Source organism: Paenirhizobium cremeum, assembly GCF_047553425.1.
In the GTDB taxonomy this organism is placed as follows: Bacteria; Pseudomonadota; Alphaproteobacteria; order Rhizobiales; family Rhizobiaceae; genus Allorhizobium; species Allorhizobium cremeum.
Genome location: NZ_CP180219.1, coordinates 188,221 through 204,971 on the forward strand (window position 1 = coordinate 188,221; position 16,751 = coordinate 204,971).

The 16,751-nt window shown below is 59.5% G+C and carries 12 protein-coding genes; 2 read left to right on the forward strand and 10 right to left on the reverse strand.

The window, feature by feature from the left end:
• Positions 1–12: 12 nt before the first annotated feature.
• Entirely contained in the window at positions 13–2,166 is a 2,154-nt protein-coding gene (locus ACLBKR_RS22355; protein ID WP_414902121.1) for a TonB-dependent siderophore receptor, read from the reverse strand.
• Between the two features lie 572 nt (positions 2,167–2,738).
• Between ACLBKR_RS22355 and ACLBKR_RS22360 the strand changes: the two genes are divergently transcribed.
• Complete coding sequence (locus ACLBKR_RS22360) at positions 2,739–3,623, forward strand: MurR/RpiR family transcriptional regulator (RefSeq protein WP_113446847.1); 885 nt, start codon at positions 2,739–2,741, stop codon at positions 3,621–3,623.
• A gap of 61 nt (positions 3,624–3,684) precedes the next feature.
• On the opposite strand, the gene ACLBKR_RS22365 is transcribed toward ACLBKR_RS22360, so the two are convergent.
• From ACLBKR_RS22365 to ACLBKR_RS22380, 4 genes are read right to left on the reverse strand one after another with little or no spacing between them, the layout of a single operon-like run.
• A complete protein-coding gene (locus ACLBKR_RS22365; protein ID WP_113446846.1) occupies positions 3,685–4,902 on the reverse strand; it encodes an alpha/beta hydrolase in 1,218 nt (405 codons plus the stop codon).
• 59 nt (positions 4,903–4,961) lie between these two features.
• Positions 4,962–8,012: an efflux RND transporter permease subunit gene (locus ACLBKR_RS22370; protein ID WP_113457703.1), complete on the reverse strand. Its 3,051-nt coding sequence runs from the start codon at positions 8,010–8,012 to the stop codon at positions 4,962–4,964.
• Complete coding sequence (locus ACLBKR_RS22375) at positions 8,005–9,105, reverse strand: efflux RND transporter periplasmic adaptor subunit (protein ID WP_113457702.1); 1,101 nt, start codon at positions 9,103–9,105, stop codon at positions 8,005–8,007. The genes ACLBKR_RS22370 and ACLBKR_RS22375 overlap by 8 nt, the downstream gene beginning before the upstream one ends.
• Before the next feature lies 1 nt (position 9,106).
• Complete coding sequence (locus ACLBKR_RS22380; protein ID WP_113444196.1) at positions 9,107–10,171, reverse strand: efflux RND transporter periplasmic adaptor subunit; 1,065 nt, start codon at positions 10,169–10,171, stop codon at positions 9,107–9,109.
• Positions 10,172–10,354: 183 nt separating this feature from the next.
• On the opposite strand from ACLBKR_RS22380, the gene ACLBKR_RS22385 reads away from it, so the two are divergent.
• Positions 10,355–11,041 (forward strand): TetR/AcrR family transcriptional regulator, encoded by a 687-nt coding sequence (locus tag ACLBKR_RS22385; protein ID WP_113486464.1) that lies wholly within the window; start codon positions 10,355–10,357, stop codon positions 11,039–11,041.
• 345 nt (positions 11,042–11,386) lie between these two features.
• Here ACLBKR_RS22385 and ugpQ read toward each other — a convergent pair whose 3' ends face one another.
• The 5 genes from ugpQ to ACLBKR_RS22410 form a co-directional block, all read right to left on the reverse strand.
• Positions 11,387–12,109 carry a glycerophosphodiester phosphodiesterase gene (gene ugpQ, locus ACLBKR_RS22390; RefSeq protein ID WP_113340053.1) on the reverse strand — a complete coding sequence of 241 codons (723 nt, stop codon included), beginning with the start codon at positions 12,107–12,109 and terminating at the stop codon, positions 11,387–11,389.
• 12 nt (positions 12,110–12,121) lie between these two features.
• Positions 12,122–13,234, reverse strand: coding sequence for an ABC transporter ATP-binding protein (locus ACLBKR_RS22395; protein WP_113486412.1), 1,113 nt, complete (start codon positions 13,232–13,234; stop codon positions 12,122–12,124).
• A gap of 5 nt (positions 13,235–13,239) precedes the next feature.
• Positions 13,240–14,319: a carbohydrate ABC transporter permease gene (locus ACLBKR_RS22400; RefSeq protein WP_113446842.1), complete on the reverse strand. Its 1,080-nt coding sequence runs from the start codon at positions 14,317–14,319 to the stop codon at positions 13,240–13,242.
• The gene (locus ACLBKR_RS22405) at positions 14,319–15,230 is read right to left on the reverse strand and encodes a carbohydrate ABC transporter permease (RefSeq protein WP_113425651.1); all 912 of its coding nucleotides are present in this window, start codon (positions 15,228–15,230) and stop codon (positions 14,319–14,321) included. Before ACLBKR_RS22405 ends, ACLBKR_RS22400 begins: the two co-directional genes overlap by 1 nt.
• 67 nt (positions 15,231–15,297) lie before the next feature.
• Complete coding sequence (locus tag ACLBKR_RS22410; RefSeq protein ID WP_113446841.1) at positions 15,298–16,671, reverse strand: extracellular solute-binding protein; 1,374 nt, start codon at positions 16,669–16,671, stop codon at positions 15,298–15,300.
• Positions 16,672–16,751 lie beyond the last annotated feature (80 nt).

A 16,751-nucleotide genomic window follows, 5' to 3' on the forward strand; every position in this document is an offset into this window, starting at 1 on the left:
CAGGAGCTCCGCTCAATACTTCACCCGCAGGCTCAAGGCAGCGTTGAAGGGTTCGCCAACGGCGATGCCGTAAGCCGAATTTCCAATCGACGAGGTATAATAGGTCTTGTCGAAGATGTTATTCAGACTGAGCTGGATCTCGACTGGATGTTCCCGCTCGATCGTGTAGGTGGCAAAGAGATCGACCACGCCATAACCCGGCAGATAGAAACTGTTGTCGGCATCACCGGCGCGTTTGCCCACGGCCCTGATGCCGCCGCCGAAGCGCAAACTGCCGGCGCCACCGAATACCTCGCCATAGTCGTAGGCAAGACGTAGCGCGGCCGTGTTGCGTGCCACGTTGGCAAGCGCGTTTCCTGCATAATCGGGATCATCGACCACTTCCGCATCGGTGAAGCCGTAACTTGCCACCAGTTGCAGATCGTCGGTGAGTTGTCCTGCAAGATCCAGTTCGATCCCCTTCGAGCGAACGAGGCCGGCCGTGCGGTAAACGGTATCGCCAGAGGTCGTCGTCTCGGAATAGGCGACATTCTTCTTCTCCGAATAGTAGAGGGCAAGAGTGCCGCTCAGCCAATCGGTGAAATCGACCTTAGAGCCGACTTCATAGGAAATTCCTTCCTCGGGATCGAGGCTGCCATAGGCACTGTTGATCGAACTGTTCGGCCGGAAGGTCTTGGCGACATTCGTATAAAGCGACATGTCGGGATGGAACTGCCAGACCAGACCGGCATTGGGGACCAAAGCGTAACCGTCTGTATCGGTGTTGACCGTATCTCCGCTTCCCGCCTCGATATCGTAGTGCTCGAGACGAATACCGCCGACCGCCGTGAGTTGCTCCGTCAGGTGGATACGATCCTGCGCATAGAGCGATTGTGTGCGCATGTATTCGTATTCCCGCACCGAATTCGAAGCGTCATACACACAGGGCGAAATCGTGCCGTAGGTGGGATCATATACATCGAGAGAAGCGCGGGTGTTGCAGCGCTGAAGCTCGGAGCGCGAAACTTCCTCATAGCGCAGGGCGGAACCGAAAAGGAATTCGTGCTCGAGACCGAAGAGCGTCTCGCTACCGGTCAGGTCGGCGCGAACAGCATGTTCCGTCGTCTCGTCATAACCACGCACATCCGAACGCCTGGCCAACAAGCCTGTCGCCGCGTTGTAGGACAGCGCACGTGTCTGGTCGGCGGAAAAGTCGTTCCTGCTGTAGGCATAATTGAGCGAAAATTCCCAGTTGCCACCGAGTTGACGTGTCAGGGAGGCCTTGAAGAGGTCAGCTTCGCCATCGACCTCCGACCACGCCTCGTCGAGCCGCTGGCGAGGGCTGATATCGAGAAAGCTTCCATTCGCAGTGTCGTAGATCGTTCCCCGGTCGTAAGGGTTCAGGTAGTCCTGATGGGTATAGGAAACTAGCAACTCCGTGTCGTCGCCCTCCCATTTGAGAGAGGGTGATATCAGCCAGGTCTTGTTCGTTCCAAAGTTTCGCCAATAGTCGCCGTCTTCGCCTTCGGCAATCAGCCTATAGGAAAAGCCGGTGTCGCCGACCGGTCCTGTGACATCGAAACCGGCCTTGCTGGAATAGCGACCGGCACCATAGGCGGAAAAGGTCGACCAGGCCTCGGCTGAGAACGCATCTTCCGGCTTTTTCGTCACGACATTGACCATTCCGCCAGGGTCGAGAATGCCATAAAGCGTGGATGCAGGACCCTTGAGAACCTCTACGTAGTCCGTGGTCGCATTGAAGCTATGCGGGAGCACGGTATTCAATCCATCGGTCAGGATCGACTCGTCTCCGGCTTCGCCGAAACCCCGACGGATGATCGCGTCATTGGCGCCGGCGATCGTGTTGGTCTGCGTGACGCCACTAACATCCGACAACACGTCGTCGAGATCGTTCGCCGCCTTGTCCTTGATCGCTTGCGAAGTGACCGTTGTCACGACCTGGGGAATTTCCAGAACGGATGCATCGCTGCGGGTTGCCGTTGACGTGCGCGAGGCTTTGTAAGACTTCGAATTCGCCGTGCCGGTATCGGCTCTGACAACGATCTCGCCCAGTTCTGTCGTCGTGGTGTCGTCCGCAAAAGCGTGACTGTTGAGGGCCAGGGCGGAAACGCTAACGGCAAGGGTGCCGTACAAGATCGAAACGGAATTGCGGGGTATCATGTTCATGCCACTTCGAGCGATATCGGAAAAGATTGCGCGGTTCTCGAATAGTGGAATGTAGTAGTCAAGTTTTACCTCACCGGCATTGTCATGAGCAAGCGACATTGCCGAGCCGTCTAGCCTTTCTGCCAATGGCACGGTCGGCATTGACATTATGCAGCCAGGCCATAGACGAAAACCGGGACACATGAAATTCACGCGAAAAAACAATGTTTTATCACAACGCTCTATCGGGCGCACCTGACTCCGCCCACTCCAGAACCATCGGGCACAAGACCCCTGCTGCTCGGCCGGGCGCTATCGCAATCCGCATGGTCTCTCGCCGTTTTGGAAAAATGCGCCCCTAAATGGTCGACTACTACATTCCTGTGGATTCTCGACCTCTGGGCCCAAGGGAAACAAGAGATCGCTGAAAAGCACGGGCCGGAGGAGCGATTTCGAACTCCTGCGCCGCGCGTTTCAACATGACAACAATGGTAAGGGCGGCCCACGGCTAGTGGAGGCCAGTCCTACAAAGCTGCTATTGTGATTGAATACGTCGTCCGTTAGGGATGAGGCGTGCTCCCCAAGGAAGCTTCATGTCCGATATCAACAGTTCCCCACGCGTCAAGGACCGGTTTGCCGAACAGCTGGCGAAGCGCCGTGATCGCCTGTCGCCAAGCCTACTGAGAGTGGCCGAATTCATCGATGCCCACCGGCACCGTGTGCTCGGACTTTCCGCGCTTGAAATCGGATTTGAAACCGGTGCCTCGGACGCCACCGTCATTCGTGCAATCCAGTCCCTCGGTTACAGCGGATTGCGCGAGCTGAAGGATGTTCTGGAAGCTTGGCTCGGCGAGACCGACAGCCCGATCGAAAAGATGGCCGCTACCTTGCGAGACGTGGACGGACAGTCGGACCAGGCAATCGATTTTGTGCTCCAAACCAACGCGCAGACGATGGAGGCGTTGGCATCCGCAGAAAACCGGAAGGCGATTGCCGGGATGGTACGCCTCCTCGTCGAGGCGCAGGAAATCTGCTTCTTCGGGATCGGCGCCTCGGGCCTGATCGCAGAATACGCCGCACGCCTGTTTTCCCGATCCGGACTGCGAAGCCATGTGTTGAACGCCACGGGCATTGCGCTCGCAGAGCAGCTTATGGTGATGCGTGAGGGACAATTGTTGATCATGATGCTGCACGGGCGGGCGCATCGTGAAGCCATGGCCGCAATCGCAGAAGCAGAGCGGCTCCGCATTCCCATCGTGATGTTCCTCGGCAAGCAGGACAGCCCTTTGCGGGACCACGCGCGCGAGGCCGTGATCCTTCCTCGGGCAAAGTCGGAACGCATTGCCCTCCATGCTCCGTCGCTGATCGCAGCGGAACTGCTGCACGTCGCCTATTCCGCCGTGCAGCCGGACGAGACGCTGCAATCGCTGGAGCGCCTTATCGAGTTGCGGGGCATGGTCCGGCCGAATTCGAAGTGACCGGACAGAAGCGCGACCGTTTCAGGCCCGATCCAATCTCTCCAATGCGAGGCCTCAACACCTAGTAAGCGATCTGCCCGTCCACCATCCGGTCGGTCGACGGCGTCAACTCGCGTTTCAACACTTCGCGAGCTTCGCCGCTGATGATCGAGACAGGAGCCGCGACGGCCACGCGCGCCGCCGAGCCGGCGAAATTGGCGGCAGCGACACCAACCTGATCGGCGAACGTTACCTCGCTTCCCTCCAGAGATTGCCCTGCCAACCGCCGCCCCAGCAGGCGTACGACCTCGGGGCTGTCGGCAAAGGCATTATGGCCCAACGGATCGCTCGCCGCGATGGAACTGGTGTCGATGACCGTCACGCCAAGTTCTTCCATGATCGGGGCGTAGGGCCTGAGATCAGAACCGCCCACACGGTCGATGCCGCCAGACAGCCATCCCGAAATCTCGAGGGCCTTGTCTCGCGTCGAAGTGAGGATTGCGAAATGCGGCCGCTTCGGCCCCATCTCGATGAACTGGCGACGAAATACGTCGATGTCGATATCCGGCGATGCCAGAATGACGTTCTTGACCTTGGCCGGGATCGATTTTTCACGCATGGCAACGCCGCGCAGCGCTTCCGCCGCCAGCCAGCCTCCCATCGAGTGGGCAAGGATGGTAACGTCTTCGACATCCGGGCTTTTCGCTGCCTGGATAATCAGATCCTCCAGCGCCCGACGTGAATAGTTGGCGCTTTCCTTGTCATAGAGATAGTCGAAAACCCGGCCTCGCGACGGCCAGGTAAAGAGAATAGGCACTGCATCGGTTCCGGAGTCATGCACGACCTGGGCAAAGCGGAAGACGGCGTCGCTATAGCTATTGTTGAAGCCGTGGACGAAGATAAGCACCTGACGCTTGGAGTTCCGATGCTGGCGGAACCATTCCAGTATCTGGCGCTCGGATTCGGCCTTGGCCACGTCCAGCACCGCAAATTCCCTTTCCGGGTTCGGCGGCAGGCGCGACGGCCATTGGACCTCCCCGATCTTTCGGTTCTTATCCGGCGGTATCGACACCGTGACGCTGTTGAGCGAAATCGCGGTGCCTCGGTCTCCCGAATAGAGTTGGCCCGGGTTTTTCGACGATTTGCGTGTCGTCGCAACCAACATTGAGATCCTGCTCGTGTCGCTGGGTGCCGAAGCAAGCGGTTGAAATACATCCTGCACCCGGTTTGCACAGCCTGGCGCGACGAGGCATGTCACAAGCAGGAGAGCGACCGCTCTTCGCGAAGCTTTCCGATACATCGAACATGCCTGCAATCCCCGGGCGGCTCGCCCGGGGACAAAGGGTCTGGTTACGGCCATCAATATGTCTCGACCTCACGTGGAATACGGAACCAGGCAACGTAGAGCGCCGGCAGGAAAAGAAGCGTGAGCGCCGTGCCCACGACGATACCGCCCATCATGGCGTAGGCCATGGGTCCCCAGAAGATCTCGTGCGAGATCGGGATCAGCGCAAGCGTCGCGGCCGCAGCGGTAAGCATGATCGGCCTCATTCGATGTTCCGTCGCTTCGACAACGGCTTTCCATGGCGACATTCCCTCCTTTCGCAGTTCCTCGATCTGTACGATCAGGATGACCGAGTTGCGGATGAGAATGCCAACCAGCGCCAGCACGCCGAGGAGCGCGACAAAGCCCAGCGGTGTATGGCTGACGAGCAGAGCTGCGACAACGCCGATAAGCGCAAGCGGAGCAACCGAGAAGACCAGGAACAGGCGATGGAAGCTCTGAAGCTGGATCATCAGCAGGGTCGCCATGATGAGGAACATGGCGGGTGCCACCTGTGCAATAGGCCCCTGCGACTTGGCGCTTTCTTCGACCGCGCCGCCAATCTTGAGGGAATATCCGGACGGCAGCGCCTTTTCAAAGGCGGCAACCTTCTCGGCGAGATCCTTCACAACGGTGGCCGGCTGCGTCGCGTCCCGGATGCCCGCCTTAAGCGTAATCGTCGGGATCCTGTCACGCCGCCAGATCGTGGGTTGCTCGAGTTCATAGCGGAAGGTGGCCACCGAGGAGAGCGGGACGGACTGGCCGCCACTGCCCTGAAGTTGCAGATCGAGCAGGGTGTCGATCGACCGGCGTTCCTTTTCCGAAGCCCGGCCCACCACATTCACCAGATAGATGTCGTCGCGCACCTGGGTGATCGCATTGCCCTGTACAACGGTGTTGAGCGCCATCGCGATATCCTGGGAGGACACGCCGAGCTGTCGCGCCTTGTCCTGCAAGACGTCGATTTTCACGACGCGCGCCGGTTCGTTCCAGTCGAATGCGAGATTCTTTAGCGACGGATAGGTGCCGATAACGGATGCCAGCTTTTGCGCGAGTTCGCGCACCGTCTGGAGATCCTCGCCGGATACACGATACTGAATCGGCTTGCCGACGGGGGGGCCCACTTCCAGTAGTTTCACATACGCATCGGTCCCGGGAAACGTCTTCTGGAGATAAGCTTCCACTTCTTCCTTCAGCCTGTCCCGTTCGGCGAGCCCCTTTGTGACGATGACAGTCTGGCCGAAAGCAGCGTCAGCCGGCTGCACGTCGAAGGAAAGAATGAAGCGCGGCGCGCCTCGCCCCACATATGTCGACCAATGGTCGATCGCAGCGTTACCTGCCAGCATCTCTCGCTCAAACTGTCCAATCTGGCGGCTCGTCTCGGCAATCGAGCTGTTTTGCGGCAGATTCCAGTCGACGATCAGTTCCGGCCGGTCCGAACTCGGAAAAAACTGCTGCTGCACCATCGACAGGCCGGCGAAGGATGCCGCGAAAAGAAGGGCGGTCGCGGCGATCGTCATCCAGCGCCACCGCAGGCAGAAATGCAGCAGGCTCGAAAACACCTTCGCGGAAAAGCTCTTGTGTTCGGCATGCTTCTTCATCGACTTCGGCAGGATCGTCACACCGATAAGCGGCGTGAAAACCACCGCAACGACCCAGGAAACGACGAGCGATACGGCGATGACGACGAAGAGAGTGAAGGTAAATTCGCCCGCATTGCTTTTGTTGAACGCGACCGGAATGAAGCCTGCAACGGTCACAAGGGTTCCCGTCAGCATCGGGAATGCGGTCGATGTGTAAACATAGGTGGCGGCCTTCCTCAGACTGTCGCCCATCTCCAGCCGCGCCACCATCATCTCAACCGCAATCATGGCATCGTCGACCAGAAGGCCGAGCGCGATGATGAGCGCCCCGAGCGAGATGCGTTGCAGCGAAATGCCCGCATCGAGCATGACCACGAAGGTGATGGCAAGCACCAGCGGAATGGCGATCGAGACGACCAGCCCTGCCCTGAAGCCAAGGCTGACGAAACTGATCGCGAGCACAATGGCGACGGCCTCGAACAGGGCCTTCGTGAAGCCGCCTACAGCTTCTTCCACAACTTTCGGCTGGTCGGATACCTTTTCGACCGTAACTCCGACCGGCATCTTCTGAACGATCCCGACCATCGTCTTTTCGAGAGCTTCACCGAAATCCAGCACATTGCCGCCGGTCTTCATGCCGATCGCCAGCCCGATCGCCGGCCTTCCGTTGAAGCGGAAGAGCGATGCCGGCGGATCGACGTATCCGCGCGTGATGGTGGCGATATCCGTCAGCGGGAAGAACCGGTCGTTTACCCTGAGGTTGATGTTGCGCAGCGTATCCTCGGAGATAAACCGCCCTCCAACACGCAGCGCGATTCGTTCCGGCCCCGTCTGGACAAACCCCGACTGGGTGACGGCATTCTGGGCCTGCAGCGTGGAGATGACGTCCGCACGGTCAAGACCGAGGGCAGCCATCTTGCGCGTCGAAAATTCGAGATAGATGACCTCGTCCTGGGCGCCAACGATGTCGACCTTGCCCACATCGGGGATATTGAGGATCTCTGTTCTGGCATCCTCCGCGAAGTTGCGCAGTTCCCTGAAGCTCAACCCGTTGGCGGTGAAGGCAAAGATATTGCCGTAGACGTCTCCGAACGCATCATCGAAGAAAGGACCGATGACGCCCTGCGGGAACTCGTGCTTGATATCGTCGATCAGGTTGCGCACCCGACTCCATGTCGGTTTCACATCCTGGGCATTCGTCCTCGGCAGCAGATCGACGAAGACAATGGTCTGCCCAGCGGTGGTGATGCTGCGGGTATGTTCGAGATTGCCAAGTTCCTGGAGCTTCCTTTCGATACGATCGGTTACCTGCTGCGTCACCTCCTGGGCGGAAGCGCCGGGCCACTGGGCCTGGATGACCATCGTCTTGATGGTGAAGGACGGGTCCTCCTCGCGGCCGAGGGCCAGATAAGCATAGGCGCCCGCCACCAGGAAGATGACCATGAAATACCAGACGAGAGAGCGATGCTCGAGCGCCCAGTCTGAAAGATTGAATTTACTCACTGGCGGGCTCCTCTTCGAGTTTCACCTTTTGTCCATCGGCCAGTTCATTGACGCCGGCCACCACGATTTCTTCTCCTTCCCGCAGCCCGGACCGGACCCGGACGACAAGGCCATCGGCCGTCTGGCTGTCGAGTTGAACGGCTCTCAGCCGGACCGTTGCCGTCGACCGGTCCACGACCAGGACGTCCGTGACACCCTCCTTTTCGATGATTGCGGAACTCGGCAGGGTGATTGCTTGCCTTCCCTCTATGGCCACCGGCGTTGCGGTCACGACGGCACCCAGGCGGAACACCTCCGGGGCATCGTCAATGGCAATCTTCACCCGATGGGTGCGGGTATTGGGTTCCGCCTGCGGCGCAATCTCGCGTACGATGCCATCCGCCCGCAGATTGCTGTCGAGCTGGAGGGCGATGCCGAACCTGTCGTTCAGGCGCGTGGATCGCAATTGCGCCTCGGGCAGGTCGAGAACCACGTCGCGCTCTTCCGGACGCGCCAGTCTCAGGATCGGTTGACCTGCCGCGACCGTCTGTCCCATTTCCGCGAACGTGGCGGTGACAACGCCGTCGAACTCTGCCTTCAGCTCCGCGTAAGCGAGCTGCTCTTGCGCCTTGGCGAGACTGGCCTGTTCCTTCTCGACGTTTGCCTCGGCCGATTTCAGCTGCTGCTCTGCAAGATCGTAATCGGCAACGCTGGCGGCGCTCGTGTGTGAGAGAGTCCGCTTACGCCGTTCGGTCATGACCGCATTATCGAGTTGTGCTTGAGCCTCCCGCAGATCGGCTTCCGCGCTCCTGACGGCGAGTTGGAGCGTCAGCGGATCGATCTCGGCGACAAGGTCGCCTTTGTGCACGAGGTCGCCGACCTCCACTTTGCGCGATATGATCCGCCCGAGTGTGCGGAATGCGAGGTCGGTCTCCACGCGGGCATGCACAACGCCGGGCAAGCTTCCCGCTTGCTCCCGCGCGGCTGTCGCCGTGATGGTTTTTACCGGACGAGGACCTGCCTCTTCGCCTGCGGCCGAGCTTTGATCGCAGCCACCAAGGAGCGAAATCGACAGCAGAAGAGGAAGAAAACTGTATAGGCGGTTTAGCGTCATCTCACTTACCTTCCCAAGCGACCGCCTGGCCTTCCCTGAGAAATTTTCCGCCTTCGCTCACGACCAGATCGTTGGGAGAAAGGCCGTTAGCCACAACGAAGTCGCTCCTGCGATAGCGGGCGACCGAAACCTTGCGGAGCGATACGGAGCTATTGTCGGAGTTGACCAGCCACACGGCGGGTTCCCCCCTGGCGGAAGTCATCGCGCTGTAGGGCAGTACGATCCCGTCAGCCGGTGCTGAGCGCAGTTTGCCAACCACAGGCGTGCCAAGAGGCCACCGCGCGGCCTCCGGCAACGCCACCTTGATCCTGATTGTGCCGGCTTTGGTGTCGATGACCGGGGAGACTTCGCGGATCTTCCCCTTCACCTCTTGCGCACGGTCGCCAACCGGGGCCACCGCGACATCCGTCAATGGCGGGCCGCCCAGAAAGAAAGCCTCGAAGACATCAAACACCACATCTCTCGAGCCGTCATGAGCGAGCGTGAGGACCGACTGCGCCGCCGAAACAACCTGCCCCACTTCCAGGCTGCGGGCCGTGACGATCCCGTCGGCCTCAGCCTTCAATTCCGTGTAGGACAGTGCATCCTCGGCTGTTGCCAGCCCGGCCGCAGCCGCCTCCAAGGAGGCCTGGGCACTCGTCAGATCCTTTCGAGCTTCGTCGAAGGTTTCTTGAGAGATGACCTGCAACTGCACGAGGCCCTTTGCTCGCTCGAATGCCAGCGTCCTCTGTTTGACCACCGCCCGCGCCGACTCCAAAGCAGCTCTGGCCACGCTGACATCGGCTTGCTGCTCGGTATCGTTGAGGCGTGCGAGAACCTCGCCGGCGCGAACATGCGCACCCACATCAACCCGCCTCTCGATCACCCTGCCACTGACACGGAATGAGAGCTCGGTTTGGATTCGCGCCTTTACCTCACCTGTGATTTCCGCAATCGGCTGATATTGAGCCGAAGCCGCCGAGATGACCCGCACCTGTTGCGGCGGCGGTGCGGCCTCAGTTGTGTCATCGCATGCCGCGAGACAGGCGCAGGCGAGACCAATTCCCAGAATTCGAAGGGGTTTCATTTTTTCTCCGATGCCGTTTGCAACCCTCAGAGAGCCGACAGTCATTCTGCAAACTTCAAATCTGATGGTTTTCAGGGCCATGGTTATGTTGACATCGTCCACTTATAGATTAAAGTAGACGACGTCAACATTGCTTCGGCGAAAATGTTGACGCGCGCAACATGAAGACCTAGACAGATGGGTATGACCAAATCCACGACCACCGCAGATCCGCGCCCCTACCACCACGGTGACCTGCAGAGGGCAATCGTAGATGCCGCGCTGGATGTCCTGAGCGAATCCCAGAGCACGGAGTTCTCGCTCCGTGAACTCTCCCGCCGAGCGGGCGTCAGTCATAATGCCCCTTACAAACACTTCGCCGACAAGCGCGATTTGCTGGCGGCCGTCTCGGCCGCTGGTTTTGAGCTCCTCGCAAAGCAGATGACCGAAGCGACGCAGAAACACGACAGTCCACGCGAGCGGCTGGCAGCCATGGCGCGTGCTTATGTGCGCGGCGGCGTCAAAAATCCCGCGCTCTACCGGTTGATGTTTGGCGGTTATCTCACCGGTCAGGACGATAGACGGCCCGCGGTTGAAAGAACTGCGGCTGAGAACATGAAAACGCTTCTGGTAGACGCGATAAGTAACGGCGCTCTCGGGCGCCTCATTCCAACCTTCGCGGCAAACAAGAGTGAGATTGACGGCGCAATTCTCATTTTTTGGTCACAGATGCATGGCCTGACATTGTTGCTGGTAGACCGCCTCGTCGGACCTCGCGAGAAGATGGATGAGCTGAGCGAAAGCGTCCTGCAAGGCATGCTGAATGGACTGGCGAACAGCATTCCCTCGATACCGGCGGGCGTGTGGGTAGGCCCTCCCCCCCGCGAGTAGAACCCTGCCTCCCCCGCGAGAGCATGGTGGCAGCCGACCCGAACAATTCGGCCATTTTGAGCGCCCCATCCAGTCAAGCGATGGGAGCGTTGTTAGGGAAACAGGCGGAAAGACGGCTGAATCCGTAGCGGTCGGCTTACCGTATGGGGTTGGAGGAAACAGAAACAACACATCGCGGCATGCTGATTTATAGATCGGCGCCAGCCCGGAAGCATGTACCGTCTCTGCACGCCGTGCGAAACCCCTCGGGAACACACGGAATGCCGGATATACGACAGCCCTGTTCAACGGTCATTTACGCAGAAACGATCTTGCCGACCGTGCCGTTACCCCTTTGAGTCCGCGCTAGGCGGCGACGCCGTTCAGGGCGCGGCGGGCGGCGGCGAACAGGTCCGGGCGGTCAAGATTGACGTAGTCGACGCCGGCGGCTGCGATCTCGCGGTGAACGTCCATGTCATCACCGCCGTAATAGACCATTATCTCAAGACCGGCCATACGGCTTGCCTCGACAATAGCGGGGCGACGCATCTGCTCCGGCGTGATCTCGATGATCGAAGCGTGATGCACGGCGCCGACAAGAGAAGGAGACTTGGCGATATTGAGCGTCATCATCTTCCGGAATTCCGGAGCGATCTGTTGCAGCTGAAAACGCATCTCCTCGGAAAAGGAGAAATAGAACGTGTCGCGCACCATGCCGAGATCGCGCACCAGGGCCACGACCTTGGCCGGATCACAATGCTTCAATTCGATATAGACGCCGGCGCGGTGGCGCAGATGTTCCAGATACGCATCGAGCCGCGGTACGACCGCACCCTTGAACTTCTCATGGAACCATTCGCCGGCATCGAGCATGTCAATCTCGCTCGACAGCATGTGTCCGACCGGACCGGTGCCATTGGTCGTACGATCAAGCGTTTCGTCGTGGATGACGTAAAGCACGCCGTCGGCACTTTCGCGCACGTCGAGCTCAATGTAGTCGGCGCCCTGTTCGAGGGCAAGGTCGGCGGCAGCAAAGGTGTTTTCCGGCGCCCGTGTGTTGGCGCCGCGATGCGATACGATCTTGGTCACTGAAAAATCCTGTCAGTTTGCCGGTTCGAGCTCTCTGGCCTGACGTTCGGCGTGGTGTGAGAAATGTGCGTGGAGATCGGCAAGGCGATTTCCGGAAGCGTCGAAGACGAGCGTCAGCTCGGGTTTGCAGGTAATGCCGACTTTGGCGCCGGGTGCATGCTGCACGGCCTCGCCGTATTCCAGGGCATGGATCAGGCCGGCCGGTGTGGCGATCGAATAGAAGACTTCGCGGCCCATCGGTTCGACGGTGACGATCTCGCCCCGGAGCGAGGTTTTCTGAGCAGTGATAAGCGTGATGTCTTCCGGGCGAAGGCCGAATATCACGGCGCCATCGCATTCCCCATTGAGACCGAGCGCGGCTTCACCGAGCTGCAAACGGCGTCCATTGGCCTGCCCCTTCAGCAGGTTCATCGGCGGCGTACCGATAAAGCCCGCGACGAACAGATTGTCGGGACGACGGTAAAGATCGTCGGGCGTACCGATCTGGACGATTTCGCCGTTGTTCATGCAGATGATCCGGTCCGCCATGGTGATCGCCTCAATCTGGTCATGGGTGACGAGCAGCGTCGTGAAGCCGAGACGCTTCTGGATGTTTTTCAGCTCTGCCCGCATAGTGATGCGCAAGGTGGCATCGAGATTGGACAGCGGTTCGTCAAGCAGGAGGATATTCGGCTCCTTGACGAGCGCGCGGGCCAGCGCCACGCGCTGCTGCTGGCCGCCGGACAGCTGCGAAGGACAGCGGTCGAGCAAGGCGTCGATCTGCACGAGTTTTGCGGCCTCTTCCACGCGTGTGGCAATCTCGTCCCTTTCCATCGCCTTGAAGCGCAGCGGAAAGGCGATGTTCTCGCGCACCGTCAGGTTCGGATAAAGCGCATAGGACTGGAAGACGATGCCGACATTGCGGTCCCGGGCATCAATGCGGTTGACATTGTGCCCGTCGAAGGCGATCTCGCCGCCGCTTGGGGCATAAAGGCCGGCGAGCAGAAAAAGCGTCGTCGACTTTCCGCAACCGGAAGGACCGAGAATGGCAACGAATTCGCCGTTCTCGATGGCGAGGTTCATCGGTTTCAGGACCTGGGTTTCGCCCCAGTTTTTCGTGACGTTGTCGAGGGTGATCCTGGCCATGATTGTTATCCCTTGATCCCGCCAAAACTCATCTGGGTGATGTATTTTTGCGAAAAGGTGTAGAGGACCAGCACAGGCAGAAGATAGACGACACCGACGGCAGCGATCATGCCGTAATCCGCGCCCATGTTGTCCTGTGCGACGAAGAAAAGATAAAGGCTCATCGTCATCTGGCTTTTGTCGATGAGCAGGGTCTGGACGAAGACGTATTCCTCCCAGCCCTTCAAAAAGGTGAAGGTGGCGACTGCGATCAGGCCGCTGCGCACCTGTGGCAGCACGACCAAGCGAAAGGCCTGCGCGCGGGTGGCGCCGTCCGTCACCGCGCTCATTTCGATGTCCCAGGGCACATTATCGAAGAAGCCCTTCAGCACGAAAATTGCAAACGGCAGTTCCAGCGCGCTCATGACCAGCACGACGCCCATCAGATTGTTGAGCAGGCCCATGTAATGAAGCTGGATAAAGATGGCGACGGTGAGCGCCAGCGCCGGAAAAGCGTGCAGCAACAGAAGGCCGCGAAGGAAGTTTTCGCGGCCTGCGAAGGCGAAGCGCGATAGGGCGTAGGCCGCAGGCGTGGCGATGACCGTCACGATCAGCGTCTGGGCCACGGCAAAGACAAGCGAGCTGCCGAGCGCTGCCCATATGGACGGCATCAGGTCCATGCGGCTGGTACCGGTATCGGCGATGTCCCGATTCCAGAGAAAACGGTAGTTGTTGAAGGTCAGGTGCGGCGCAAGGAAAATCGCCACCAGAATGACAACCACAATAGCGAGCCCGGCCCAGCAGAGCGCCGGTTTGCGCAGCCGGTCCACCAGGAATGCGAGCCCGATGGCCCCGATATAGGCGACGGCGGCAATTGCGGTGCTGCGCCAGAGGATCAGGCGGCCGAGGGCATCGTCCGACGAAGTCAGCGATTTTACCAGTAACCAGAGATAAGGCAGGAGAACCGGCACGGAAACGATGGTCAGAAAGAGGATGATCGCGGACAGAAAGCCGACGCGATTGACGGCTCCCCGGCGTTCGAGACGTGCCCAATGGTCCGACGTGGCGGGCGCGGGCAGAAGCGTACCGGTTTGAGAAACGGCCATCACAGCACCTCGATCTTGGGAGCAGCGAAGGTGGAGCGCATGTTCGTGACGCGCCATTGCAGGAGCGTAAAGGTGATGCCGATCACCATCAGCCCGAGCGCCAGCGCCGCCCCATAGGCATAAGCGCCGTTTTCGAAGGCACGACGGTAGATGTAGAGCGCGTAAGGCGTGGAATCGTAGACCGGGCCCCCGCCGGTAATCAGCAGGATATATTCGTAGGTCGTCATCAGCGAGAGCGCCTGATAGATGGTAATGAAGCGGATCGGCTGCGACAGCGCCGGCGCCACGACATGGCGCAGCACACCCCATTCGCTTGCGCCGTCCACGCGCGCGGCATTGGCAAGATGGGAAGGGATGGAGCGGATCGACGAGGTGAGGATGACCATGGCGAAGGACGCGCCGACGACGCCATTCGCCAGGATGACCAGAAACAACGGAAAATCGTTGCGCAGATTGACCGGCGGCAGGCCGAGCGTGCCAGTGACCTGATTGAGCAGGCCCGAGGGCGTCGGATCGGCAATCCAGATCCACAAGATACCATAGAGCACGGCCGGCGACATGCGCGGCAGAAGCCACAGACCGCGGAAAAAATTGCCGAGCCGGTCGGGGATCGCCGTCGAGGTCATGGCAAGGAGCGCACCGAGGCCGACATTGAAGACGAAAAGCGTGGCCGCCACATAGATCAGCGTCGTCAGGAGAACGATCGGGATGCGCGCGTCGCGCTGCACGATCCGCTCGAAATTCTGGAACGTGAACTCGCCGACCCGAAGATTTGGGCCCATATCGGTAAAGGCGATCACCGTATTGACGACGATCGGCGCCAGGAAAAACACGGCGAGAAGCGCAATCGCTGGCGCGAGATAGAATAGCGGCCGAGCCGGCCGATGGGGCCTGATCTGGAAGTTCGACATTCTGGAATACCGGTGAAAAGTCGATGCCGTCCGACTCGGGGCCGGACGGCAGGGATCGCGACCTGGCTTAGTTGCTGGCGGCGTCGCGGATTTCGATGTCGTCGCCAAACTGCAGATCAAGCTCGTCCGCGATGAATTCGACAGCCTCCTCGGCCGTCATCTTGCCGGTCTCCACAGCCTGCAGACCGCTGAACAGGACCTTGTTATAGCTGCCGAACTTCGTGTGGTTCGGCACGAACCGGGCATGCTGCATCATCGGGGAAGCCGCCGACAACACCCAGTTGTCCTTGTATTTCGGCATGGCCGTCTGCGCATTGCTGATCGCAGTGTGGTAGGACGTCACAGCATGCTCATTGTTGAAATACGGCAGCGAGGCAAGCGCCACGAGATCGGCGGCAATGTCGGCATTCTTGCTCTTGGCATTGACCGTGTAGAGCAGCGGATGCGACAGGTTGGCGGGCTTTCCGCCCTTTTCGGCGGCCGGCGCCGGAATCCAGCCTATCTTGTTGAAATAACCTTCCTTGTCTGTCGGCCAGGTCGCGCCGTTCTTTTCGCCGAGCTGCCAGGCAACCGCCCAGACACCCTGATGGAAGACGAACGCCTTTTCCTGCTTGAAGGCGCCCTGGATGGCCTCCCAGCTCATGGCAGTGTTGTCGACCGGGGTCACGCCTTCCTTGGCATTGCGCTCGTACCAGCCGAGCGCCCTGGTCATCTCGGCCTTCGGAAACACCAGCTTGCCGGTCTTCTCGTCCATGAACTTCACGCCATAAGACTGGAAGACCATTAGGTAATCGATGCCGACATTCGGACGATGCAGCATGCCGTACTGGGCCGCCTTGCCGTCGACGACTTCCTTGGAAAGGGCCGTCAGGTCATCGAGCGTGAATTCACCCGCCTCGACCTTGGCCGGCAGGCCCTCGATAAAGGTTTCGTCCTTGCCGATCTTGCGCAGCATGTCCTTGTTATAGAAGAACATGCGGATTTCTGCATCCTGCGGTACGCCATAGATCTTGCCATCCGTGGCCTTGGCCGCATCCCACAGCACCGGCAGGATATCGCCATAGACCCAGGGAGCGGCAGCGATCCTGTCGTCCATCGCGAGGGCATATCCGTCCTGGGCAAACTGGCCGATCCACTCATGCGGCAAGACGTAGATATCCGGCCCCTGACCGACAGAAAGCGCCTTCAGGGTTTCGAGCGCCAGATCGTCCCAGCCCTTGACGGCGCTGTTGTTGGCCTCGATGACGATGCGCTTGTCCACGCCGGCCGCCTTGAACTGCCGGTTCATGATCTCCGCGGCACCTTCGATATTGGTGACGCGGCCCGGCGCGCTGCGCTCCGCCAGCGTGGAGATCTTGATCTTGATGTCTTCGGCATGCGCCGACGCAGCGGAAAGAGCGGAGATCGCCACAGTGGCGAGGAAGGCAAGAGATTTGGTCATGGTGCGTCAATCCGGTTGATGATTTTTATTTAATTAAGTTGCTTAAGTAACGAGAGTATGACATCGCCGATCCCGTGATG